General features: G+C 54.2%; 27 protein-coding genes. 13 read left to right on the forward strand and 14 right to left on the reverse strand.

Going from position 1 to position 21,689, the window contains the following annotated elements:
• From KOSB73_RS27695 to rplU, 3 genes are all read right to left on the reverse strand, one after another.
• The gene (locus KOSB73_RS27695; protein WP_004139791.1) at positions 1-966 is read right to left on the reverse strand and encodes a DMT family transporter; all 966 of its coding nucleotides are present in this window, start codon (positions 964-966) and stop codon (positions 1-3) included.
• Positions 967-1,061: 95 nt separating this feature from the next.
• Positions 1,062-1,319, reverse strand: a complete 258-nt coding sequence (gene rpmA, locus KOSB73_RS27700; RefSeq protein ID WP_003861831.1) for a 50S ribosomal protein L27 — start codon at positions 1,317-1,319, stop codon at positions 1,062-1,064.
• 19 nt (positions 1,320-1,338) lie between these two features.
• Positions 1,339-1,650, reverse strand: a complete 312-nt coding sequence (gene rplU, locus KOSB73_RS27705; RefSeq protein ID WP_004106123.1) for a 50S ribosomal protein L21 — start codon at positions 1,648-1,650, stop codon at positions 1,339-1,341.
• A gap of 259 nt (positions 1,651-1,909) precedes the next feature.
• On the opposite strand from rplU, the gene ispB reads away from it, so the two are divergent.
• Together ispB and sfsB are read left to right on the forward strand one after the other, a co-directional pair.
• Positions 1,910-2,881 (forward strand): octaprenyl diphosphate synthase, encoded by a 972-nt coding sequence (gene ispB / locus KOSB73_RS27710; RefSeq protein ID WP_049100548.1) that lies wholly within the window; start codon positions 1,910-1,912, stop codon positions 2,879-2,881.
• A gap of 198 nt (positions 2,882-3,079) precedes the next feature.
• On the forward strand, positions 3,080-3,352 hold the full coding sequence (gene sfsB, locus KOSB73_RS27715; RefSeq protein ID WP_004139786.1) for a DNA-binding transcriptional regulator SfsB: 273 nt from the start codon (positions 3,080-3,082) through the stop codon (positions 3,350-3,352).
• Positions 3,353-3,408: 56 nt separating this feature from the next.
• Here sfsB and murA read toward each other — a convergent pair whose 3' ends face one another.
• The 7 genes from murA to mlaF all read right to left on the reverse strand — a co-directional run bounded on the left by murA (position 3,409) and on the right by mlaF (position 8,215).
• Positions 3,409-4,668: a UDP-N-acetylglucosamine 1-carboxyvinyltransferase gene (gene murA, locus KOSB73_RS27720; protein WP_024358754.1), complete on the reverse strand. Its 1,260-nt coding sequence runs from the start codon at positions 4,666-4,668 to the stop codon at positions 3,409-3,411.
• A gap of 54 nt (positions 4,669-4,722) precedes the next feature.
• Positions 4,723-4,977 carry a BolA family iron metabolism protein IbaG gene (ibaG, locus tag KOSB73_RS27725; RefSeq protein ID WP_004106141.1) on the reverse strand — a complete coding sequence of 85 codons (255 nt, stop codon included), beginning with the start codon at positions 4,975-4,977 and terminating at the stop codon, positions 4,723-4,725.
• A gap of 135 nt (positions 4,978-5,112) precedes the next feature.
• Positions 5,113-5,403: a lipid asymmetry maintenance protein MlaB gene (gene mlaB / locus KOSB73_RS27730; RefSeq protein ID WP_004125681.1), complete on the reverse strand. Its 291-nt coding sequence runs from the start codon at positions 5,401-5,403 to the stop codon at positions 5,113-5,115.
• The gene (mlaC, locus tag KOSB73_RS27735; RefSeq protein ID WP_004125682.1) at positions 5,403-6,038 is read right to left on the reverse strand and encodes a phospholipid-binding protein MlaC; all 636 of its coding nucleotides are present in this window, start codon (positions 6,036-6,038) and stop codon (positions 5,403-5,405) included. Before mlaC ends, mlaB begins: the two co-directional genes overlap by 1 nt.
• 18 nt (positions 6,039-6,056) lie before the next feature.
• Positions 6,057-6,608, reverse strand: coding sequence for an outer membrane lipid asymmetry maintenance protein MlaD (mlaD, locus tag KOSB73_RS27740; RefSeq protein ID WP_004139782.1), 552 nt, complete (start codon positions 6,606-6,608; stop codon positions 6,057-6,059).
• 4 nt (positions 6,609-6,612) lie between these two features.
• Complete coding sequence (mlaE, locus tag KOSB73_RS27745; protein WP_004125690.1) at positions 6,613-7,395, reverse strand: lipid asymmetry maintenance ABC transporter permease subunit MlaE; 783 nt, start codon at positions 7,393-7,395, stop codon at positions 6,613-6,615.
• Between the two features lie 7 nt (positions 7,396-7,402).
• Positions 7,403-8,215, reverse strand: a complete 813-nt coding sequence (gene mlaF / locus KOSB73_RS27750) for a phospholipid ABC transporter ATP-binding protein MlaF (protein ID WP_004125691.1) — start codon at positions 8,213-8,215, stop codon at positions 7,403-7,405.
• A gap of 209 nt (positions 8,216-8,424) precedes the next feature.
• On the opposite strand from mlaF, the gene KOSB73_RS27755 reads away from it, so the two are divergent.
• The 11 genes from KOSB73_RS27755 (at position 8,425) to npr (ending at position 16,316) form a co-directional block, all read left to right on the forward strand.
• Positions 8,425-9,402: a calcium/sodium antiporter gene (locus KOSB73_RS27755; RefSeq protein WP_004139780.1), complete on the forward strand. Its 978-nt coding sequence runs from the start codon at positions 8,425-8,427 to the stop codon at positions 9,400-9,402.
• A complete protein-coding gene (kdsD, locus tag KOSB73_RS27760) occupies positions 9,399-10,403 on the forward strand; it encodes an arabinose-5-phosphate isomerase KdsD (RefSeq protein ID WP_162685355.1) in 1,005 nt (334 codons plus the stop codon). The genes KOSB73_RS27755 and kdsD overlap by 4 nt, the downstream gene beginning before the upstream one ends.
• Positions 10,404-10,417: 14 nt before the next feature.
• The gene (gene kdsC, locus KOSB73_RS27765; protein ID WP_024358756.1) at positions 10,418-10,984 is read left to right on the forward strand and encodes a 3-deoxy-manno-octulosonate-8-phosphatase KdsC; all 567 of its coding nucleotides are present in this window, start codon (positions 10,418-10,420) and stop codon (positions 10,982-10,984) included.
• Entirely contained in the window at positions 10,981-11,556 is a 576-nt protein-coding gene (gene lptC / locus KOSB73_RS27770) for an LPS export ABC transporter periplasmic protein LptC (protein ID WP_004125700.1), read from the forward strand. The genes kdsC and lptC overlap by 4 nt, the downstream gene beginning before the upstream one ends.
• Positions 11,525-12,070 carry a lipopolysaccharide ABC transporter substrate-binding protein LptA gene (gene lptA, locus KOSB73_RS27775; protein WP_004125703.1) on the forward strand — a complete coding sequence of 182 codons (546 nt, stop codon included), beginning with the start codon at positions 11,525-11,527 and terminating at the stop codon, positions 12,068-12,070. The genes lptC and lptA overlap by 32 nt, the downstream gene beginning before the upstream one ends.
• 6 nt (positions 12,071-12,076) lie before the next feature.
• Entirely contained in the window at positions 12,077-12,802 is a 726-nt protein-coding gene (gene lptB, locus KOSB73_RS27780) for an LPS export ABC transporter ATP-binding protein (RefSeq protein WP_004125705.1), read from the forward strand.
• A 47-nt stretch (positions 12,803-12,849) separates the two neighbouring features.
• Positions 12,850-14,283, forward strand: a complete 1,434-nt coding sequence (rpoN, locus tag KOSB73_RS27785; RefSeq protein WP_049087000.1) for an RNA polymerase factor sigma-54 — start codon at positions 12,850-12,852, stop codon at positions 14,281-14,283.
• A gap of 22 nt (positions 14,284-14,305) precedes the next feature.
• Positions 14,306-14,593 carry a ribosome hibernation promoting factor gene (gene hpf, locus KOSB73_RS27790; protein WP_004106167.1) on the forward strand — a complete coding sequence of 96 codons (288 nt, stop codon included), beginning with the start codon at positions 14,306-14,308 and terminating at the stop codon, positions 14,591-14,593.
• Between the two features lie 65 nt (positions 14,594-14,658).
• Positions 14,659-15,147, forward strand: coding sequence for a PTS IIA-like nitrogen regulatory protein PtsN (gene ptsN, locus KOSB73_RS27795; protein ID WP_004125714.1), 489 nt, complete (start codon positions 14,659-14,661; stop codon positions 15,145-15,147).
• A 45-nt stretch (positions 15,148-15,192) separates the two neighbouring features.
• Positions 15,193-16,047: an RNase adapter RapZ gene (gene rapZ / locus KOSB73_RS27800; protein ID WP_004106169.1), complete on the forward strand. Its 855-nt coding sequence runs from the start codon at positions 15,193-15,195 to the stop codon at positions 16,045-16,047.
• Entirely contained in the window at positions 16,044-16,316 is a 273-nt protein-coding gene (gene npr / locus KOSB73_RS27805) for a PTS phosphocarrier protein NPr (RefSeq protein ID WP_004139771.1), read from the forward strand. The genes rapZ and npr overlap by 4 nt, the downstream gene beginning before the upstream one ends.
• A gap of 53 nt (positions 16,317-16,369) precedes the next feature.
• Here the strand turns inward: npr and mtgA are convergent, their stop codons facing one another.
• The 4 genes from mtgA to mnmL all read right to left on the reverse strand — a co-directional run bounded on the left by mtgA (position 16,370) and on the right by mnmL (position 21,397).
• Positions 16,370-17,095, reverse strand: coding sequence for a monofunctional biosynthetic peptidoglycan transglycosylase (mtgA, locus tag KOSB73_RS27810; protein ID WP_004139770.1), 726 nt, complete (start codon positions 17,093-17,095; stop codon positions 16,370-16,372).
• The gene (gene elbB / locus KOSB73_RS27815; protein ID WP_049087002.1) at positions 17,092-17,745 is read right to left on the reverse strand and encodes an isoprenoid biosynthesis glyoxalase ElbB; all 654 of its coding nucleotides are present in this window, start codon (positions 17,743-17,745) and stop codon (positions 17,092-17,094) included. Before elbB ends, mtgA begins: the two co-directional genes overlap by 4 nt.
• Positions 17,746-17,979: 234 nt before the next feature.
• Positions 17,980-20,319: an aerobic respiration two-component sensor histidine kinase ArcB gene (gene arcB / locus KOSB73_RS27820; RefSeq protein WP_024358760.1), complete on the reverse strand. Its 2,340-nt coding sequence runs from the start codon at positions 20,317-20,319 to the stop codon at positions 17,980-17,982.
• Between the two features lie 142 nt (positions 20,320-20,461).
• A complete protein-coding gene (mnmL, locus tag KOSB73_RS27825; RefSeq protein ID WP_049087005.1) occupies positions 20,462-21,397 on the reverse strand; it encodes a tRNA modification radical SAM protein MnmL/YtqA in 936 nt (311 codons plus the stop codon).
• Positions 21,398-21,689 lie beyond the last annotated feature (292 nt).

Consider the following 21,689-nt stretch of genomic DNA (forward strand, 5'->3'; position numbering starts at 1 on the left):
TCATTCGCCTGAGCGGGGGAGCGGCACAACCGCTTCTCGCTTACGCCATCGTCCCCAAAGACGATGACCGACGGCGGAATACATCGCGCCCGCAACCACGACAAACGCACCGAGATAACCCATCAGGTTCAACAGCGGTCTGGCGAAAACGTCGGGCCAGGCCAGTGATAATAAATCTGAAAACAGCAGCGTAAACAGCGGCGTTAAGGTAATCAACGCGCTCACCTGCGCCGCCTGCCAGCGCGCCATCGCTTCCGCCAGCGCGCCGTAGCCGACCAGGGTGTTCAGGCCGCAAAAAACCAGGCAGGCCAGCTGCCAGTCGCTTAATGCCAGTACCTGCGAAGGCTTCGCTAATGGCAATAGCGATATCGTACATAAAGTGTACAGCAAAAAAAGGATTTGCTGTGACGCCAGACGCCGCAATAACACCTTTTGCGCGACACCGTAGCACACCCACACCGTCGCCGCCCCGACGCCGAAAATTACCCCCCACGTGTAGTCCGTCAGGCGAGTAAAAATCTCAATCAGGCTGGTGTTAAAAAACATGACCAGACCGCTCACCAGCATCAGCGCTCCCACAACCTGAGTGCCGCGCATTTTTTCTTTAAGGACAAAAACGCTGGCCACCATCATGCCGACCGGGGACAGCTGGCCAATCACCTGGGAAGCGGTGGGGCTGAGATATTGCAAGGAAGAACTAAACAGAATGAAGTTACCGAACAAACCACCCGTCGCAATCACCAGCAGTATCAACCACCGCGGCTTACGAAAAATACGCAGCGGAGGCAGTTTTCTTTTCATGGCCAGAATGGCGCCAAGACCAAAACTTGCCATCAAAAAGCGATAAAAAACCACCGTCGGCGGCTCCATCACTTCAAGAACCTGCTTCATTGCGATCGGCAGGGCCCCCCAACACATCGCCGTGGTGAGCGCTAAAATAATGCCGATGCCGGCCTGCTGCTTCATGCCCGTTTTCCCTGCAGAAAATTTTCCGGGTTTTCAATGTAAAAAGCCCCGCAACACGTTGCGGGGCTTTAATCCGTTACCGGACCACGAAAAACTTACTCAGCAACGATGCTGATGTATTTACGGTTGTTCGGGCCTTTAACTTCGAATTTCACTTTACCGTCTGCTTTAGCAAACAGAGTGTGGTCACGACCGCAACCTACGTTAGTGCCAGCGTGGAATTTGGTACCACGTTGACGAACGATGATGCTACCCGCCAGAACGGATTCGCCACCGAAACGCTTAACGCCCAGGCGTTTAGCTTCTGAATCGCGACCGTTACGAGTTGAGCCGCCAGCCTTTTTATGTGCCATTTAAATCTCTCCTCAGGTCTTAGGCGCTGATGCCAGTAATTTTCACATCAGTGAACCACTGACGATGGCCCTGCTGCTTACGGTAGTGTTTACGACGACGAAACTTAACGATTTTAACTTTCTCGCCACGACCGTGTGCAACAACTTCAGCTTTGATTACGCCGCCCTCAACGAAAGGAACGCCGATTTTAATTTCTTCACCGTTTGCGATCATCAGCACTTCTGCGAACTCAACAGCTTCGCCAGTTGCGATGTCCAGCTTTTCCAGGCGAATGGTTTGACCTTCGCTTACTCGGTGTTGTTTACCACCACTTTGGAAAACCGCGTACATATAGAACTCCGCTTCCGCGCACCTCTTCGTATGATTCAGAGTGCGCTATAAATATTCACAATAGGGCGCGAATATTACGCAAAACGCGAGCCTTTGACAAGAGCGATCAGCGATCAACGCAGAAAAAAAACACAACTTTCACTCCAGCGTTTATCTGCGGCAATTTTTCAGTACAATCACATCTTCTTTTAATTCTATCTTAATCCTTCTGTGATCCTATTGGATACGCGGGAACAGGACATTTGGCCCGGCTTTTGCGATGAATTTAGAAAAAATCAATGAGTTAACCGCGCAGGATATGGCGGGCGTCAATGCGACAATTCTTGAGCAACTCGACTCGGATGTTCAGCTTATCAATCAGTTAGGCTACTACATCGTTAGCGGAGGCGGTAAACGCATTCGCCCGATGATCGCCGTGCTGGCCGCGCGTGCCGTGGGATATCAGGGAAACGCTCACGTCGCCATTGCTGCGCTGATCGAATTTATCCATACCGCCACCCTGCTGCATGATGACGTCGTCGATGAGTCTGATATGCGCCGGGGCAAAGCCACCGCAAACGCCGCTTTTGGCAATGCCGCTAGCGTGCTGGTTGGCGATTTCATCTACACCCGCGCCTTTCAGATGATGACCAGCCTCGGCTCATTGAGAGTTCTGGAAGTGATGTCGGAAGCCGTGAACGTCATTGCTGAAGGCGAAGTTCTGCAGTTGATGAACGTGAACGACCCGGATATCACCGAAGAAAACTATATGCGGGTCATTTATAGCAAGACCGCTCGTTTGTTTGAAGCCGCAGCCCAGTGCTCCGGGATCCTGGCCGACTGCACCGCGGAACAAGAGAAAGCGTTACAGGACTACGGGCGCTATCTGGGCACCGCTTTCCAGCTGATTGACGATCTGCTTGACTACAGTTCAGACGGTGAGCGGTTGGGTAAAAACGTCGGTGACGATCTGAACGAAGGCAAACCCACCCTTCCGCTGCTGCACGCTATGCAACACGGCAGCGCAGAACAGTCCGCCATGATCCGCGGAGCGATCGAGCAGGGTAACGGCCGCCATCTACTCGAAGCCGTACTGGAAACCATGGCAGCCTGCGGCTCGCTGGAATGGACCCAAAAACGCGCGGAGGAAGAGGCTGATAAAGCGATTGCCGCCCTTCAGGTCCTCCCCGAATCCCCGTGGCGTGAAGCGCTAATTGGTCTTGCCCACATCGCCGTGCAGCGCGACCATTAACCCCTCCTCTCACTTTCCCGCGTAAAATCGCGGGAAAGTTCCAGTAAGCACCAATAAAGCCAATTTCAGCCTTATTTCTTGATATATTCCTAATATCAAAGCCATTAAAAGAACTTGTTAGAACATTACTGGAACTCAAAGTATAGTCATTTTGTCGCCCATTAAGGACGAACGGAATGTTTATTACCAGGAGAATTTATGGATAAGTTCATCGACTGGCATCCGGCGGATATTATTGCCGGATTACGCAAAAAAGGGACGTCGCTGGCAGCTGAATCGCGGCGTAATGGTTTAAGTTCTTCAACGCTCGCCAATGCGCTGACTCGGCCCTGGCCCAAGGGCGAGCTGATTATCGCTCACGCGCTGGAAACCGATCCGTGGGTAATATGGCCATCGCGCTATCACGATCCCCATACCCACCAGTTTATCGACAGAACGCAGATGATGCGTCAGAGGAAGAATAACAAGTAAAGCGAGGTTGCAGACAACAGCCCCCGGACCTACGTCAGAGGGCTGCTGTAATGGGCTTATTCGGCTTTGACGCGTTCGATATTCGCGCCAAGCGCCTGAAGTTTGTCTTCGATACGTTCGTAGCCGCGGTCAATGTGGTAAATACGATCGACAATCGTCGTCCCTTCCGCAATGCAGCCTGCCAGCACCAGGCTAGCTGACGCACGCAGATCCGTCGCCATGACCTGGGCGCCAGAAAGTTGCTTCACGCCGTGGCAAATCGCCGTATTGCTCTCGATTTCCGCATGCGCGCCCATACGGATCAGCTCCGGGATATGCATGAAACGGTTTTCGAAGATCGTTTCGGTGATCACGCCGGTTCCCTCGGCAACCAGATTCAGCAAGGTGAACTGGGCCTGCATATCGGTCGGGAAACCCGGATGCGGAGCAGTACGAACGTTGACAGCTTTCGGACGGTTGCCGTGCATATCGAGGCTAATCCAGTCCTCGCCCGTTTCGATGTCCGCGCCGGCATCGCGTAGCTTCGCCAGAACCGCATCAAGCGTATCAGGTTGAGCATTGCGGCACAGGATCTTACCGCCAGAAATCGCCGCCGCCACGAGGAAGGTCCCGGTTTCAATACGATCCGGCAGAACGCGGTAGACGCCGCCGCCGAGGCGCGCTACGCCTTCGATGGTGATACGATCGGTACCCTGACCTTTGATCTTCGCGCCCAGCGCGTTGAGAAAGTTGGCGGTATCGACAATTTCCGGCTCGCGCGCGGCGTTTTCGATAACGGTGGTGCCTTCCGCCAGCGTCGCAGCGCTCATGATGGTTACGGTAGCGCCAACGCTGACCTTATCCATCACAATATGCGCGCCTTTCAGGCGTCCATTAACCGACGCCTTGACATAACCTTCTTCCAGTTTGATTTCCGCACCCAGTTGCTCAAGACCGGTAATGTGTAAATCAACCGGGCGCGCGCCGATGGCGCAGCCGCCGGGAAGTGATACCTGTCCCTGACCAAAACGGGCCACCAGCGGACCCAGCGCCCAAATCGAAGCACGCATGGTTTTGACGAGGTCATACGGGGCACAGAAAACGTCAACCGGGCCGGCATCGATCCATACGGAGCCGTTGCGCTTAACGTTCGCGCCCAGCTGGCTCAGCAGTTTCATGGTGGTATCGATGTCTTTCAGCTTCGGTACGTTCTGGATCTCAATCGGCTCTTCGGCTAATAGCGCGGAAAAGAGGATTGGCAGAGCGGCGTTTTTCGCGCCGGAAATAGTGACCTCGCCCTGCAGACGAGTAGGCCCCTGAACACGGAATTTATCCATTGATTCTGTTCTCTGTTAAGAATTCACATACGCTGCGGGGAACATCCCCACAGCTTATAAGCCATTTAGTTTGCGGTCTCGCGCCCACTCCTGCGGGGTAAACGCTTTTATCGACAGAGCATGGATGCGGTTATCGGCAATATATTCCATCAGCGGGGCATAGATAGCCTGTTGCTTCTTGACCCGACTCATGCCGTCGAACATCTCACCCACAGCAATAACCTGAAAGTGGCTGCCATCGCCAGAGACGTGGACTTCCTGAAGGGAGAGTGCGTTCATCAGCACGGTCTGAATTTCATGATTTTCCATGGGCTACATTTATCTGATAGTGAAAACAGCCCAACATCTTAGAGGAAAGTGGCGCTGTCTTAAACAAGCAAAAAGCCCCATCGAAAAGTTTGATGGGGCTTTCAGAATAGCTTCAGCAGTAAGGCACTGAAAAAGTTATGGGATCATATCGGCAGGAAGGTTATACAACCTGACCAGGGTTTGCAGATTTTCACTCTTCCCGGTCAACTTCGCTTCCCCGCCCTGCCGACGAACCAGTGCGATAAAATGCACTAATAGCGCCAGCCCGGCGGTGTCCACGCGGGTCACGGCGCTCAGGTCGATTGCGGACACGCCATCCGTCGCCTGAGCGCGTGCTTCCCACAGCGGGACCAGAAGATCCTGGTCCAGCTCTCCGCGCAGCGCCAGCGTCTCACCATCGCGAGTCCAGCTCAGCTGCCCGGTCATTATTTTTTCTGTTCCAGAGTAATCGGCTGCGCGGAGCTTGCCTTCAGCTGCGCCGTCAGACCATCAACGCCTTTAGTACGCAGCAGGTCGCTCCACTCGTTTTGTTTAGTGGTGATCATGCTCACCCCTTCCGCAATCATGTCGTACGCCTGCCAGTTACCGGTCTGGGTATTTTTACGCCACTGGAAATCCAGGCGAACCGGCGGACGGCCATTCGGATCGAGGATGGTAACGCGAATAGGAACAATGGTCGCGCTGCCCAGAGGCTGCTCAGGCGCAATCTGATAGGTCTGACCGTGATACATCGCCAGCGCCTGGCCGTAGGCCTGTTTCAGATATTCGCGGAAGGCGGCGAAATAGGCTTCACGCTGCGCCGGGGTCGCTTCTTTGTAATAACGACCTAATACCAAGGCGCCGGCGTATTTCACCTGAACATAGGGCAGCAGTTCCTGATCGACGATATCGCGCAGGTAGTTCGGGTTAGCCTGAATCTTAGGCTGCTCGTTCTTCAGGCGATCGAAGGTTTTCTGCGCCGCTTCGTCCATCAGCTTATAGGGATTGGATTGGTCCGCGGCGGTGGCCGCAGTCAAAGGGGCAATCACCAGCATGGCGACCATTAGTAAGCGTTTAAACATGTCTTATCTCTCCTGAAATTAGTGCGTCGTGCCGGCTGGCGGCGTAGCGTCAGTATGACTCTCCCCGGCAGACTGTTCATCGCCAGAATTCTTATTGTCGCTACCTTTACTGTTATAAAGGAACTGGCCTATCAAATCTTCCAGCACCATGGCGGATTTGGTGTCCTGAATGGTGCCGCCATCTTTAAGGATAGCCGTTCCCAACTCCGGGTCTTCAAACCCGATGTTCATCGCCAGGTACTGTTCGCCCAGCAGACCGGAAGTTCTGATCGCCAGCGAGCTGGTATCCGGGATATGGTTGTAGCGCTCATCAATATCGAGAGCGACGCGAGGCAGGTAGGTTTTAGGGTCGAGCGTGATATCCGCCACGCGTCCGACGACAACGCCGCCAATCCGTACCGGAGAGCGCGCTTTCAGACCGCCGATATTGTCAAAAGTGGCATAGAGCCGATAAGTCGGTTCGGTACGTAAAGAGGTTACGTTTGCCGCCTTCAGGCAGACAAACAGCGCAGCCAGCAGCGCAACCAGTAAAAATACCCCTACCCAGATTTCATTTTTTCTCGTTTGCATGAACTCAATTCCCAAACATCAGCGCAGTCAGCACAAAATCCAGCCCCAGAACCGCCAGCGACGCATGTACCACGGTACGCGTCGTCGCCCGGCTAATCCCGGCGGAAGTGGGGATAGCGTCATAACCGTTAAATAACGCGATCCATGTTACCGTAATGGCGAAAACCAGACTCTTAATCAGGCAGTTAACCAGATCCATCCGCCAGTCAACGGCGTTTTGCATCGCGCTCCAGAAGAATCCGCCATCGATGCCCTTCCAACTGACACCGACCAGCGAGCCGCCCCAAACGCCGACCGCCACAAAAATAATCGTTAACAACGGCAGTGAAATCACCCCCGCCCAGAAGCGCGGAGAGATCACGCGGCGAAGCGGGTCGACCGCCATCATCTCCATGCTGGAGAGCTGCTCGGTTGCGCGCATCAGGCCAATTTCGGCAGTCAGCGCCGAACCGGCACGCCCGGCAAACAACAGCGCGGCGACCACCGGCCCCAGTTCACGCAGCAGCGACAGCGCCACCAGCATGCCCAGACTGGTTTCGGCGCTATAGGTGGTTAACACCAGATAGCCCTGCAGACCCAGCACCATACCGATAAACAGCCCCGAGACAATGATGATCAGCATCGACAGCACGCCAACGTTATACAGCTGACGCACCAGCAGCGGCGCATGCTTGCGAAACTCAGGCTTGCCGACAACCGCGTTGAAGAGCATTAATCCAGCACGCCCGAACGTCGCGATAGTTTTAATACCGCGATGCCCAAGCGCGGCTAGCGCATTTAACAACATGAGTCGCTTAACTCCCTTTGCCCAATAAATCATGATGATAATCACCCGCCGGATAGCGGAACGGCACCGGGCCGTCGGCGATACCATCAATGAACTGACGAACCCGAGGATCGGCATTTTCGCGCAGCGACTGCGCACTCCCGTGCGCCACCACCTTTTTGTCCGCCACGATATATGCGAAGTCCGCGATGCTGAGCACCTCCGGCACATCATGCGAAACCACGATACAGGTGACACCCAGGGTGCTATTGAGTTCAGAAATCAGCTTCACCAGCACCCCCATCGTAATGGGGTCCTGCCCGACAAAGGGCTCATCGAACATGATTAAATCAGGTTCCAGCGCAATCGCCCTCGCCAGCGCGGCACGGCGCGCCATGCCGCCGGAGAGCTCAGAAGGCATCAGCTTCGCGGCTCCGCGTAGCCCGACGGCCTCCAGCTTCATCATCACCGTGGTGTGCAGCAGCGCTTCCGGCAAACGCGTATGCTCGCGCAGCGGATAAGCGACGTTATCAAACACGTTCAGGTCGGTGAACAGCGCGCCGGACTGAAACAGCATGCTCATGCGCTTGCGGACGGTATACAGGCGCGAGCGCGACATCTGCGGTACGTTTTCACCATCAAACAGGATCTCGCCTTTATCGGGCGGGATCTGACCGCCGATCAGACGTAACAGGGTGGTTTTGCCGATCCCTGATGGCCCCATTATCGCGGTGATCTTGCCGCGGGGTACCGATAGCGAGATATCATCGAAGATCACGCGATCGCCCCTCGAGAAGCGAATACCGCGCACTTCGACTAGATTCGCCGAACTCTGGCTCATAAAATCATCCTTACTAGACACCCGTCGGGCTAAGCATGGCGCTTTCTTTCACCACAAACCCAACATTTTTACAGAATCTTACCCGCCCGGGTTAGCGAAAGCTGGCATTTGTTTTACTTTTGGCACACATAAAGTCAAAATTAAGAATTCGTTACGCTGCCTACGGACGGCCAGCGAGGCGACGATTATACCTGAAGAAAGGACTTTAGATGCTCTTAGCGACGGCTCTGTTAATTATTGGTTTATTGCTGGTTGTCTACAGCGCCGATCGTCTGGTCTACGCCGCTTCAATACTCTGCCGTATGCTGGGAATCCCCCCCCTTATTATAGGGATGACAGTGGTCAGCATCGGTACCAGTTTACCGGAAGTCATTGTTTCCGCCGCCGCTTCCCTGCATGGGCAAACCGATCTGGCGATTGGCACCGCTCTCGGATCGAATATCACCAATATCCTGCTGATCCTCGGCCTCACCGCTCTGTTTCAACCTTTTACCGTGCATTCTGATATCCTGCGCCGCGAATTGCCGCTAATGTTGCTGGTCAGTTTACTGGCAGGATTTGTGCTGTACGACGGGCAGATTACGCGGATAGATGGCCTTTTTTTGCTGGCGCTGGCGGTACTGTGGCTGCTGTTTACCCTTAAGATTGCCCGCCTTGCGGAACGCCAGGGGAACGACAGCCTGACCCGTGAACAGCTGGCGGAGCTGCCGCGGGAGGGCTCGCTTCCCGTCGCGCTGCTCTGGTTGGGCGTCGCGATGATAGTGATGCCGATGGCCACGCGGATGGTGGTGGATAACGCCACGGTGCTGGCAAACTTTTTTGCCATCAGCGAACTGACCGTCGGCTTAACGGTCGTTGCCATCGGCACCAGCCTGCCCGAGCTGGCCACCGCCATCGCCGGAGCGCGAAAAGGCGAAAATGACATCGCCATCGGCAATATCATTGGCGCTAATATTCTGAATATCGTACTGGTTCTCGGGCTCCCCGCGCTGATTGCGCCTGGCGCCTTTGCCGCCGAGGCCTTTACCCGCGACTATGGCGTCATGCTGCTGGTCAGCCTGATCTTCGCGGTGCTGTGCTGGCGTCGTAAACAACAGCCCGGTCGCCTTGCCGGCGCCCTGCTGCTGGGTGGTTTTGTGCTTTGGTTAGCGATGCTGTACTGGACAGCGCCGCTCTTCGTTGAATGATTCGGGATAACATTATGTCGCAAATAGATTTGCCAGCGGATTTTGACTTTCAACGGGCAGGCCGTGAGGTGCTGGACATTGAACGTGAAGGTCTGGCCCAGCTCGATCAATATATTAATGAAGATTTTACCCGTGCCTGTGAGACCATTTTTCGCTGTACCGGTAAAGTTGTGGTGATGGGAATGGGTAAATCCGGCCATATCGGGCGAAAGATGGCCGCAACGTTCGCCAGCACCGGGACATCATCATTCTTCGTCCATCCCGGCGAGGCCGCGCACGGCGATTTGGGCATGGTCACCCCCTGCGACGTAGTGATCGCGCTATCTAACTCCGGGGAATCAAATGAAATTCTCGCCCTGATCCCGGTGCTTAAGCGCCAGCAGGTGTCGCTTATCTGTATCACCAGCCGACCGGAAAGCAGCATGGCGCGCGCGGCGGATATTCATCTGTGCGTGAAGGTGCCCAAAGAGGCTTGCCCGTTAGGGCTGGCCCCCACATCAAGCACCACCGCCGCGCTGGTGATGGGCGATGCCCTTGCCGTCGCGCTGCTGGAAGCCCGCGGTTTTACCGCTGAAGATTTTGCGCTATCGCATCCCGGCGGCGCGCTGGGCCGTAAGCTACTGCTGCGGGTCAATGATATCATGCACACCGGCGATGAAATTCCGCATGTTGGCCTGGAGGCCACGCTGCGCGATGCGCTGCTGGAAATCACGCGCAAAAATTTAGGCATGACCGCTATTTGCGACGATGAAATGAATATCATCGGCATTTTCACCGATGGCGATCTGCGCCGCGTCTTTGATACCGGCATTGATATGCGTAACGCCAGCATCGCCGAAGTCATGACGCGAGGCGGCATCCGCATCCGTCCCGGTACGCTGGCCGTTGATGCGCTGAACCTGATGCAGTCCCGTCATATCACCTGCGTACTGGTTGCCGATGGCGACCGTCTGGTAGGTGTGATACATATGCACGATCTCCTGCGCGCGGGCGTAGTGTAAGTAAGGAAAAAATAATGAATAATGCTGATGCCCTGATAACGACCTGCTATGGTCCGGTAAGTCAGGGCTTTATTGACCGGGCGGCGAAGATCCGTTTACTGATACTTGATGTGGACGGCGTTCTGTCCGACGGTCTTATCTATATGGGCAACAACGGCGAAGAGCTGAAAGCGTTTAACGTGCGCGACGGCTACGGTATCCGCTGCGCCCTGACTTCAGAGATTGAAGTAGCGATAATTACCGGGCGAAACGCTAAACTGGTGGAAGATCGCTGCCAGACGCTCGGCATCACCCATCTCTACCAGGGGCAGTCTGATAAGCTGCTGGCGTTTCATGAGCTACTCAATAAACTGGCCGTTAGCGCGGATGAAGTGGCCTATATTGGCGACGATCTGATCGACTGGCCGGTGATGGCTGAAGTGGGTTTAAGCATAGCGGTAGCCGATGCGCATCCGTTGCTGCTCCCGCGCGCGGATTACGTCACTCGTATCAACGGCGGTCGCGGAGCGGTACGCGAAGTGTGCGATTTGCTACTATTGGCGCAGGGCAAGCTGGATGAGGCCAAAGGGCAATCTATATGAGTAAAACCAGACGTTGGGTTATCATTTTACTATCGCTGGTCGCGCTGATCCTGATCGGCCTGAACCTGGCGAGTACGGACGATGCCACCCAGCAAGCGATCAATCCTGACGATCCGACGTATACCAGCGAGCATACCGATACCGTCGTTTATAGTCCCGAAGGGGCGCTTAACTACCGGCTAATCGCGGAACACGTAGAGTATTTTTCCGAACAGCAGCTCTCGTGGTTCGCAAAACCGGTGATGACCACCTTCGATACGAATAAAGTACCAACCTGGTCTATCAAAGCGGATAAAGCTAAGTTGACGAATGACCGCATGCTGTATCTTTACGGGCACGTTGAGGTTAATGCGCTGACGGCGGATTCTCAACTGCGCAAAATTACGACGGATAACGCCCAGATAAACCTGGTGACGCAGGATGTTACCTCCGATGACATGGTGACGTTGTACGGAACAACATTTAATTCCAGCGGCCTGAAAATGCGCGGGAACCTGCGCAGCAAAAATGCCGAGCTGATTGAAAAGGTTAGAACCTCATATGAAATTCAGAACAAACAAACTCAGCCTTAAGATTGCGCTCGCCAGCGCCTTACTGGCCGCCAGCCTGTCGGCACAGGCCAAAACGGGTGATACCGATCAGCCGATTCATATTGAATCCGATCAGCAGTCGCTGGATATGCAGGGCAACGTCGTTACCTTTACGGGTAATGTCGTCGTCACTCAGGGTACGATCAAAATCAACGCCGACAAAGTCGTCGTGACCCGTCCGGGCGGCGAAAAAGGCAAAGAGGTTATCGATGGCTACGGTAACCCGGCCACCTTCTACCAGATGCAGGACAACGGCAAACCGGTAAAAGGCCGCGCGTCGAAAATGCATTATGAACTGCAAAACGACTTTGTCGTCCTGACCGGCAATGCGCATCTGGAACAGATCGATAGCAATATCCAGGGTGACAAAATCACTTACCTGGTGAAAGAACAAAAAATGCAGGCTTTCAGCAATAAAGGCGGGCGCGTGACCACGGTTCTGGTTCCTTCGCAGCTGCAGGATAAAGGTAGCGATCAGTCAAAGAAGGGTAAGTAATTCGTTATGGCAACATTAACTGCAAAGAATCTTGCTAAAGCCTATAAAGGCCGCCGCGTCGTGGAAGATGTCAGTCTGACCGTGAATTCGGGCGAGATTGTTGGCCTGCTCGGTCCGAACGGCGCCGGTAAAACCACTACCTTCTATATGGTTGTTGGTATCGTACCGCGCGACGCGGGCAACATTATCATCGATGATGAAGACATCAGCCTGCTGCCGCTGCACGCGCGCGCGCGTCGCGGAATCGGCTATTTGCCGCAGGAGGCCTCCATTTTCCGCCGGCTGAGCGTTTACGATAACCTGATGGCGGTATTGCAGATTCGCGACGATCTCAGCAACGAGCAGCGCGAAGATCGCGCGAAAGAGCTGATGGAGGAGTTTCACATTGAGCACCTGCGCGATAGTCTCGGCCAGGCGCTCTCCGGTGGTGAACGGCGCCGCGTCGAGATCGCCCGCGCGTTGGCCGCTAACCCGAAATTCATCCTGCTGGATGAACCCTTTGCCGGCGTTGACCCCATCTCCGTTATCGATATCAAACGCATTATTGAACACCTGCGCGACAGCGGTCTTGGCGTCCTGATAACCGACCATAACGTCAGGGAAACGCTGGCCGTTTGCGAGCGTGCTTATATCGTCAGTCAGGGCCACCTGATAGCCCACGGTACGCCGCAGCAAATCCTTGAAGACGAGCAGGTTAAGCGCGTGTATCTTGGGGAAGACTTCAGACTCTGATAGGGTAGAGGTTACAGACGTTTTAGCCGGAGATATTGGCCCTGAATATGAAGCAAGGTTTGCAATTAAGGCTAAGCCAACAGCTTGCCATGACGCCACAACTGCAGCAGGCGATTCGTCTACTGCAGTTGTCCACGTTAGAACTCCAGCAAGAACTCCAGCAGGCGCTGGACAGCAACCCGTTGCTGGAGCAAACCGATCTTCACGATGAGGTAGAAACCAAAGAGGCCGAGGATCGCGAATCTCTGGATACCGTCGACGCCCTTGAGCAAAAAGAGATGCCCGAAGAGCTGCCGCTTGATGCCAGCTGGGATGAGATTTACACCGCCGGAACGCCATCAGGCAACGGCGTCGATTACCAGGATGACGAACTGCCCGTCTACCAGGGAGAGACCACGCAAAGCCTGCAGGATTACCTGATGTGGCAGGTTGAACTTACGCCATTCACCGATACCGATCGCGCCATCGCGACCTCTATCGTCGATGCCGTTGATGATACCGGCTACCTGACGATTTCTGTCGAAGACATCGTGGAAAGTATTGGCGACGATGAAATCGGACTTGAAGAAGTTGAAGCGGTTCTCAAGCGCATTCAGCGTTTCGACCCCGTCGGCGTGGCGGCAAAAGATTTGCGTGATTGCCTGCTGGTTCAGCTTTCACAGTTTGCCAAAGAGACGCCGTGGATTGAAGAAGCCCGCCTGATCATCAGCGATCATCTCGATCTGCTGGCCAACCACGACTTCCGCAGCCTGATGCGCGTAACCCGCCTCAAAGAAGAAGTGTTAAAGGAAGCGGTAAATCTGATCCAATCGCTGGATCCGCGCCCGGGACAGTCGATCCAAACTGGCGAGCCAGAATATGTCATTCCTGACGTTCTGGTGCGTAAAGTCAACGATCGTTGGGTGGTTGAGCTCAATTCAGATAGCCTCCCGCGCCTGAAGATCAATCAGCAGTATGCCGCTATGGGTAACAGCACGCGCAATGACGCTGACGGCCAGTTTATCCGTAGCAACCTGCAGGAAGCGCGCTGGCTGATCAAGAGCCTGGAGAGCCGCAACGACACCCTGCTGCGCGTCAGCCGCTGTATCGTCGAACAGCAGCAGGCTTTTTTTGAACAAGGTGAAGAGTTTATGAAACCGATGGTGCTGGCGGATATCGCTCAGGCCGTCGAAATGCATGAATCCACTATTTCACGCGTTACTACGCAAAAATACCTGCACAGTCCACGCGGTATTTTTGAGCTGAAGTATTTCTTCTCCAGCCATGTGAACACCGAAGGCGGCGGCGAAGCATCGTCGACGGCCATTCGCGCGCTGGTGAAGAAATTAATCGCCGCGGAAAACCCCGCGAAACCATTGAGTGATAGTAAGCTCACCACCATGCTATCCGATCAGGGTATTATGGTGGCACGGCGAACCGTTGCTAAGTACCGAGAGTCTTTATCCATTCCGCCGTCAAATCAGCGCAAGCAGCTGGTTTGACCCAACCGATAAGGAAGACACTATGCAGCTCAACATTACAGGACACAACGTCGAGATAACCCCCGCGATGCGCGATTTCGTTACCGCGAAGTTCAGCAAACTGGAGCAGTTTTTCGACAGGATCAACCAGGTCTACATTGTGTTAAAAGTGGAGAAGGTGACGCAAATTGCGGACGCCAATCTGCATGTCAACGGTGGCGAAATCCATGCCAGTGCGGAAGGCCAGGATATGTATGCTGCTATCGATGGTCTTATCGATAAGCTGGCAAGACAGTTAACAAAACATAAAGATAAACTGAAACAACACTAATTGTCCGGGCAATCGCCTACGCCAACCGCCTGCCGGCGGTTGGCAAGGAGAGCTCAGGTGAAATTATGATAAATAACGATTCGGCTCTACAACTGAGCAATGTCCTTAACCAGGAATGTACCCGTAGCCAGGTTCACTGCCAGAGCAAGAAACGCGCGCTGGAAATCATCAGCGAGCTGGCAGCAAAGCAGTTAGGCTTATCGTCCCAGATAGTGTTCGAGGCGATCCTTACCCGTGAGAAAATGGGCAGTACCGGGATTGGCAACGGCATTGCAATCCCCCATGGCAAACTCGAAGAGGATACGCTGCGGGCCGTGGGCGTGTTTGTCCAGCTGGAAACCCCCATTGCTTTCGATGCTATCGACAACCAACCCGTCGATCTGTTGTTTGCCCTTCTCGTCCCGGCCGATCAAACTAAGACGCATCTGCATACGCTCTCGCTGGTGGCGAAACGTCTGGCCGATAAAACAATTTGCCGCCGTCTGCGCGCTGCGCAAAGCGATGAAGAGCTGTATGAAATCATCACTGAAGCGGGAAGCAATAATGAGGCGTAACGAAAGCCGCACCTTACGCTTTTTCGTACTGAGGAGAAACGGTACATGGTACTGATGATCGTCAGCGGCCGTTCAGGGTCGGGGAAATCCGTCGCCCTGCGAGCGCTGGAAGATATGGGTTTTTACTGCGTGGATAACCTGCCGGTTGTGCTTTTGCCCGAGCTGGCGCGCTCGCTCGCCGACAGAAACATCTCGGCCGCGGTCAGTATTGACGTGCGAAACATGCCTGAGTCGCCGGAAATCTTCGAGCAGGCGATGAAAAATCTGCCCGCAGAGTTTTCACCTCAGCTGCTGTTCCTGGATGCCGATCGTAACACCTTGATTCGCCGCTACAGCGACACGCGTCGTTTGCATCCCCTCTCCAGCAAAAACCTGTCGCTGGAGAGCGCCATTGATGAAGAGAGCGACCTGCTGGAACCTCTGCGTTCCCGCGCTGACCTGATCGTCGATACCTCAGAAATGTCGGTACATGAGCTGGCAGAAATGCTGCGCACGCGTTTGTTAGGCAAGCGCGAACGCGAGCTGACGATGGTGTTTGAATCCTTTGGCTTTAAGCACGGTATTCCCATTGATGCTGATTACGTTTTCGACGTACGCTTCCTGCCGAACCCGCACTGGGATCCGAAGCTGCGCCCGATGACCGGTCTGGATAAACCCGTGGCCGCCTTCCTCGACCGGCACACGGAAGTTCACAATTTCATTTACCAGACCCGCAGCTATCTTGAGCTATGGTTACCTATGCTGGAGACCAATAACCGCAGCTATCTGACGGTAGCTATTGGTTGTACCGGTGGTAAACACCGTTCGGTTTACATCGCCGAACAGCTGGCTGACTACTTCCGCTCGCGCGGTAAGAACGTGCAGTCCCGTCATCGGACGCTGGAAAAACGCAAATCATGACCGTTAAGCAAACCGTTGAAATCACCAATAAGCTGGGGATGCACGCTCGCCCGGCGATGAAGCTGTTTGAATTAATGCAGAACTACGATGCTGAAGTGCTGCTGCGCAATGATGAAGGAACTGTAGCTGAAGCGAATAGCGTGATTGCCCTGCTGATGCTTGACTCAGCTAAAGGGCGGCAGATTGAGATTGAAGCCAACGGCCCGCAAGAAGTGGAGGCGCTGGCAGCGGTTATCGCGCTGTTCAACGCCGGGTTTGATGAGGATTAGATTTCACTCCCCCGGTCGCGGCGCGCCTTCCGGGGTACTGAGCCGTGAAATCATCAATGTAGCTGATTCGCCCGCATAAACCCTTCCCCGCCTAACTGCCTCATCTGGCGCAGGATCCACGCCTGGCGGCTGCGAATATAACCCGACGGCGCATCAGCGCGAAAGCGAATGGGATTAGGCAAAACCGCCGCTAAAAGCGCGGCTTCAGCAGCCGTCAATCTGCTGGCCGGTTTGTGAAAATAGCGCTGCGATGCGGCTTCAACGCCAAACGTCCCTTCACCAAACTCCGCAATATTCAGATAAACGGTGAGGATCCGCTTTTTGCTCCAGACCGTCTCAATGCCAACGGTCAGCCCCGCCTCCAGCCCTTTTCTTAGCCAGCTGCGACCATCCCACAGGAACAGGTTTTTTGCCGTCTGCTGCGACAGGGTTGACGCACCGCGGATGCGGTTCTCATTGCGTTCATTGTGCGCCAGCGCCTTCTCAATCGCCGGGACGTCAAACCCCCAGTGCTCCGGGAATTTCTGGTCTTCCGCGGCAATAACCGCCAGCCCCATCCACGGAGAAATTTCATCCATGCCCACCCAATCGGAATGGGCGATGTAATGAAAATTCCCTGAGAGCCAGGCGCCGAGCTGCCGCTCCAGCATCACCGCTGAAAACGGGACGGGGACGATGCTAAACAGAGCAACCCCGCCGCCCCATAGCACCGCGCAAGCCAGCAGCAGCCTCAGCAAAAAACGTTTAATCAAGCGCAACGGCGAAAAGCGAAATGTCATGCCGTCAGAACCACTACGCGAGCAACCAGCTTTTCAATTCCGCTCGCCGCTTCGGCGATGTTCTGCGCCAGCATATACGCGGGAGTCGTCACCACTTTATTGTCTTCATCAACCACAATGTCATCGACCGGGCAAGGCACGTGTTCGGCCCCCATCTCCTCTACCGCATCGGCGGTATCAAGATCGGTACCAATAGTGACGCGTAGCGGAATAGAGAATATTTTAGGCAACAGCGCCGGAGCGATACAGATAAAGCCCAACGGTTTACCCGCCTGATGCATCGCCAGCGCCAGGGCCTTGAGATCGCTATCCACTTCACATTCACTTCCCTGCGAAGCAAAATTGCTGAGGTTCTTTGCCGCGCCAAAACCGCCGGGCACAATCAGCGCGTCCAGCGCATCCGCCCGGGCGTTTGCTAAAGGCTGAATCTCTCCGCGCGCGATACGCGCCGCTTCCACAAGCACATTACGGCTTTCCGCCTGCGCTTCGCCGGTCAGGTGATTGATAACATCGGTTTGCGCTTTATCAGGCGCATAGCAGATAGCCTGAGCGCCGCTGCGGGCAATAGCCAGCAGGGTAATAACGGCTTCATGAATTTCGCTTCCGTCATAAACGCCGCAACCGCTCAGCACTACACCAATTTTCTTCATCACATCAGCCCCTTAGTACAAGTTTATGAAAGCAGTCAAAAATTTTGATTTACTCGCTATGCTTCACATATTTTACTGTTTCACGTAACAAAATATTTAAGGTTTGCTATCTTAATGAGCGAGTAAGCCAAATCCTCAGGTTGCGCCGTGTAAAAAAATCACTCAAATGATTCTGGCGCAATGACCCGTTCCCTGGTGTTGGCGCAGTATTCGCGCACCCCGGTTTATCCGGGGTCATTTTTTATCTGCCGCCGCTACCCACGCCTTCAGTACCGCGACATCGTTTTGCCATTCGGATTTCATCTCTTCAACCCATTCGCCAACGTTATCCGACCAGGCCGGTAAATCCGGGGTTTGGATCTGCTGGCCTAGCTGCTGGATATGGCGCAAACCGATAGAGCCCGCAGCGCCTTTTATCTTATGCCCCTCATCGACGATACCTTTCTGGTCGCGAGCGGTTAAATTTGATTCCAGAACCGCCATGTAGCCCGGCATCATTCTTTCGAAAACGGCCAGACCGTCATTAATCAGCTTCGGCCCTACCAGTTCGATATACTGCTCAAGCATCGGAATATCCAGTACGGAAGCTGATTTACTGATATCTACAGATGGCATCTCATTCTCCTCCTCTTCCGGCGCATCCCAGAATTTTTTGATAATCGCGGTTAATGCCGGAACCGATAACGGCTTGCTCAGGACATCATCCATTCCCGCTTCCAGATACTCAGTCTTGTTCTTCAGGACGTTAGCGGTAAGCGCAACCAGCGGGGGAAGCTCATCGGCGGCAAAGCGCTGTTTCAGCTGACGAGAAATATCGAGCCCAGTCATATCCGGTAGTTGAATATCGAGCAGAACCAGATCGTACTCGCCGGGTACAAACATCTCCAGCGCAGCCTTACCGGTCATCGCCACATCCACGCTGTTGCCCAGCTTCTCCAGTACCGAACGCGCCACGATCACGTTGAGCTCAATATCTTCCACCAGCAGCACGTTCAGCGCAGGTAATGGCATTTCATCTTCCGCCAGCGTGTCTTCAACCTCTTCAGCCACGGCCGGCGCGTGTACGGTGAGCGTGAACGTGGCCCCTTTACCCGGCAGGCTGGCAACGCTAATGTCGCCGCCCATATTACGCGCCAGACGCCGCGACACGGCGAGTCCGATGCCGGTACCTGTCGCTGGCTTGCCGCCCTGGCTATCTTTCACCTGGTAATACATGGCGAAAATTTTATCCTGTTCCGCTTCAGGGATGCCAATGCCTGAATCTTCCACTTCAAAGTGCAGGATGTCCCCTTCGTCATAGCGCACGCGCACGTTCACGCTCCCACCCTGCGGGGTAAACTTCACGGCGTTGCTGATTAGATTCCACAAGATTTGGCGTAAACGCGTTCCGTCGGTGATCACTTTATGCGGCAGCGGAAGCGAAGGATCCAGCACAAAGCGCAGCCCTTTCTGCTGCGCCTGCAGGCCGGAGAGGTTTTCAAGGTCGGCAAGGAAGCCGGTGAAATCAACCGGCTGGTTATCCAACTGAATTTTACGCCGCTCCATCTTATCCATCTCAATAATATCATTGAAGATATTACCCAGCGTTACCGCTGAGACGTGGATGGTTTTCAGGTATCTTTCCTGTTCGTCGGTCAGGTCGGTATCGAGAAGGATTCGGCTCAGCCCGACGATGCCGTTAAGCGGCGTACGCAGCTCGTGGCTGATCGTTGAGATAAAGGTGGTCTTATCGCGGCTGGCACGCTCCAGCGCGTCCTGATAGCGCTTACGCTCCGTAATATCACGACCGAACCCCATCAGGCCGCGCCGCTTACCGACGCGGTCATAATAGGGCACTTTGCGGATTTCAAAGCAGGCCTTGCGCCCGTCCGGATAATCCAGCCACTGCTCGTAGGTGAGCGAAACGTTATGGCGGAAGACTTTCTCATCCGTCTCCAGCACCTTCTCCGCCACCTCTTCGCTGTAGACATCCTGCGGCTTCAGATGAATAAGCTGTTTTTCGCTTTTACCGGTCAGCAGTTCCATGGCGCGGTTACAGCCTGAGAACTCTTTATCTTCATTACGATAGAAAACGAGGTCCGGTGAAGCGTCAAGAAAGGAGCGCAGAAAGGACGATTGCTGTTCAAGCTGAATTTGCGTTTCTTCACGCTCCTTCATCTCAATTTTCAGCTGCTCAAGCGTCGTTTCACGTTCCGCTTCAGCTTTTTCACGTTCACCGATTTCCTGATTAAGCTGGGCGATATTGTCCTTAAGCTGCACATTCAGCTTGAGATCGCGCTCGCGCATCTCCTCCAGTTTCTCCACCAGCCGCGAAAGACGCTGCCGGGACTCTTCCAGCTGCTCAACGACCACCGACAGGAAATAGACCGCCCACGGCGTAATCAGCAAACCAAAGAAGATAGAGCGGATCACATCAATACTTTCCACCTGGCCGTGCAGCACCATAGTAACGGCCATCTGCACGACGATCGCCAGCACCACCAGCGCAAAGGCCAGCAGCATGGAAAAGCGCACCAGACCCAGCTTCATCATCAGGTCAACATAATACTGCGCCAGCATACGGATTTGCTTCATAAGGGATTCCTTCGCGACAACTTCGCACAATAATACTCAATTCTGAGCAAGACGCTGTAAGTTGTGCGAAAAATGCGGGAAGGATTGTAGTTACGCGCCTGCCTGGGGGTAGCGGTCAGCCGGAATGCGGCTGGCGATGACGTTATTCGGTAGCGGCCGGAGATCTCCAGCAACGACCAATAGCTGACCCCTGAACGCCGTATTCATTGAGATATTTATCCAGCTCAACCATCCCGGTCCAACGGTTCTCACACCACAGCGGCGCCAGCAGCATCGGACGTCGAGCACTGGCGGAAATACGGTGATAAATCACCTCTGCCGGGGTATGGCGGATCATCTCGCCTGCGCTGACCGTATAGTCCGCCAGATCAATACCCTGCAACCTTCCGGCCTGCCACGCCCTGGCCATAATGCTGCCCTTCACAATATGAAGTGGATGCAGCTTAATGCCGTCTACGCCGGTCTCTACCACCTGTTTTAGCGTTTCAAGGCATTCGCTCTGCCCTTCACCCGGCAGGCCAACGATAAGGTGGCTGCACACTTTGAGGCCCCGCTCGCGCGCCAGACGGGCTGTACGCTGGTAGCAGGCAAAATCGTGGCCGCGATTAATTCGGCGCAGCGTTTTATCGTGCGCGGTTTGTAAACCCAACTCGAGCCAGACTTCATAACCCTGCTGCCGATATTCAGACAGCAGATCCAATACCGCTCCGGGGACGCAGTCCGGGCGAGTGCCCACGCAGAGCCCGACGATATTCGCCTGGCTGACCGCCTGCTGATACATGGAGCGCAGTACCTGTACCTCGGCAAAGGTGCTGGTATAAGCCTGGAAATAGGCCAGATAGCGTTTTGCGCGGTTAACCCGCTGCGCCTGATGGGCCAGCTGTTCAGCGATCGAGCTGTGCTGCTGTTCTTCATCGGCAAAAGAGGCGACATTACAGAACGTACAGCCGCCGCGACCAAGGGTGCCATCGCGATTTGGGCAACTAAATCCACCGTGCAGCGTCAGTTTATGAACCTTTTCACCGTAGCGGCGCATAAGATCCCCACCAAACATATTGACTAATTTTTGTAACTGCATAATCTGATAGACCGGCCTTAAGAAAGGGGCCAAGCCTGCCATTTTTAGCTACCGACGGCGATGACTTGGATCAATCGTCAACGCGGCCGCTTATTTCATTGCATAAACAATCAAGATAACTGCAATTTAATTCACCATCATGGTAATGAGTTTTCCTTATATATAGCCTCTGATTTGCCATTATCTTTACCAGGGCATAAAACAGTATTAATAACTTTTAATCAAACAAAAACCAGTTTAAAAAACTGCAATAAATGAACACTTCAGCACAGAACGATAATAGCGTGCCGTC

Source organism: Klebsiella grimontii, from assembly GCF_900200035.1.
Taxonomy (GTDB): domain Bacteria; phylum Pseudomonadota; class Gammaproteobacteria; order Enterobacterales; family Enterobacteriaceae; genus Klebsiella; species Klebsiella grimontii.

Bases quoted from the DNA above. Each gene is read 5' to 3' on its own strand.
- KOSB73_RS27695 (WP_004139791.1), bottom strand. From the start codon at position 966: ATGAAGCAGCAGGCCGGCATCGGCATTATTTTAGCGCTCACCACGGCG.
- rpmA (WP_003861831.1), bottom strand. From the start codon at position 1,319: ATGGCACATAAAAAGGCTGGCGGCTCAACTCGTAACGGTCGCGATTCA.
- rplU (WP_004106123.1), bottom strand. From the start codon at position 1,650: ATGTACGCGGTTTTCCAAAGTGGTGGTAAACAACACCGAGTAAGCGAA.
- ispB (WP_049100548.1), top strand. From the start codon at position 1,910: ATGAATTTAGAAAAAATCAATGAGTTAACCGCGCAGGATATGGCGGGC.
- sfsB (WP_004139786.1), top strand. From the start codon at position 3,080: ATGGATAAGTTCATCGACTGGCATCCGGCGGATATTATTGCCGGATTA.
- murA (WP_024358754.1), bottom strand. From the start codon at position 4,668: ATGGATAAATTCCGTGTTCAGGGGCCTACTCGTCTGCAGGGCGAGGTC.
- ibaG (WP_004106141.1), bottom strand. From the start codon at position 4,977: ATGGAAAATCATGAAATTCAGACCGTGCTGATGAACGCACTCTCCCTT.
- mlaB (WP_004125681.1), bottom strand. From the start codon at position 5,403: ATGACCGGGCAGCTGAGCTGGACTCGCGATGGTGAGACGCTGGCGCTG.
- mlaC (WP_004125682.1), bottom strand. From the start codon at position 6,038: ATGTTTAAACGCTTACTAATGGTCGCCATGCTGGTGATTGCCCCTTTG.
- mlaD (WP_004139782.1), bottom strand. From the start codon at position 6,608: ATGCAAACGAGAAAAAATGAAATCTGGGTAGGGGTATTTTTACTGGTT.
- mlaE (WP_004125690.1), bottom strand. From the start codon at position 7,395: ATGTTGTTAAATGCGCTAGCCGCGCTTGGGCATCGCGGTATTAAAACT.
- mlaF (WP_004125691.1), bottom strand. From the start codon at position 8,215: ATGAGCCAGAGTTCGGCGAATCTAGTCGAAGTGCGCGGTATTCGCTTC.
- KOSB73_RS27755 (WP_004139780.1), top strand. From the start codon at position 8,425: ATGCTCTTAGCGACGGCTCTGTTAATTATTGGTTTATTGCTGGTTGTC.
- kdsD (WP_162685355.1), top strand. From the start codon at position 9,399: ATGATTCGGGATAACATTATGTCGCAAATAGATTTGCCAGCGGATTTT.
- kdsC (WP_024358756.1), top strand. From the start codon at position 10,418: ATGAATAATGCTGATGCCCTGATAACGACCTGCTATGGTCCGGTAAGT.
- lptC (WP_004125700.1), top strand. From the start codon at position 10,981: ATGAGTAAAACCAGACGTTGGGTTATCATTTTACTATCGCTGGTCGCG.
- lptA (WP_004125703.1), top strand. From the start codon at position 11,525: ATGAAATTCAGAACAAACAAACTCAGCCTTAAGATTGCGCTCGCCAGC.
- lptB (WP_004125705.1), top strand. From the start codon at position 12,077: ATGGCAACATTAACTGCAAAGAATCTTGCTAAAGCCTATAAAGGCCGC.
- rpoN (WP_049087000.1), top strand. From the start codon at position 12,850: ATGAAGCAAGGTTTGCAATTAAGGCTAAGCCAACAGCTTGCCATGACG.
- hpf (WP_004106167.1), top strand. From the start codon at position 14,306: ATGCAGCTCAACATTACAGGACACAACGTCGAGATAACCCCCGCGATG.
- ptsN (WP_004125714.1), top strand. From the start codon at position 14,659: ATGATAAATAACGATTCGGCTCTACAACTGAGCAATGTCCTTAACCAG.
- rapZ (WP_004106169.1), top strand. From the start codon at position 15,193: ATGGTACTGATGATCGTCAGCGGCCGTTCAGGGTCGGGGAAATCCGTC.
- npr (WP_004139771.1), top strand. From the start codon at position 16,044: ATGACCGTTAAGCAAACCGTTGAAATCACCAATAAGCTGGGGATGCAC.
- mtgA (WP_004139770.1), bottom strand. From the start codon at position 17,095: ATGACATTTCGCTTTTCGCCGTTGCGCTTGATTAAACGTTTTTTGCTG.
- elbB (WP_049087002.1), bottom strand. From the start codon at position 17,745: ATGAAGAAAATTGGTGTAGTGCTGAGCGGTTGCGGCGTTTATGACGGA.
- arcB (WP_024358760.1), bottom strand. From the start codon at position 20,319: ATGAAGCAAATCCGTATGCTGGCGCAGTATTATGTTGACCTGATGATG.
- mnmL (WP_049087005.1), bottom strand. From the start codon at position 21,397: ATGCAGTTACAAAAATTAGTCAATATGTTTGGTGGGGATCTTATGCGC.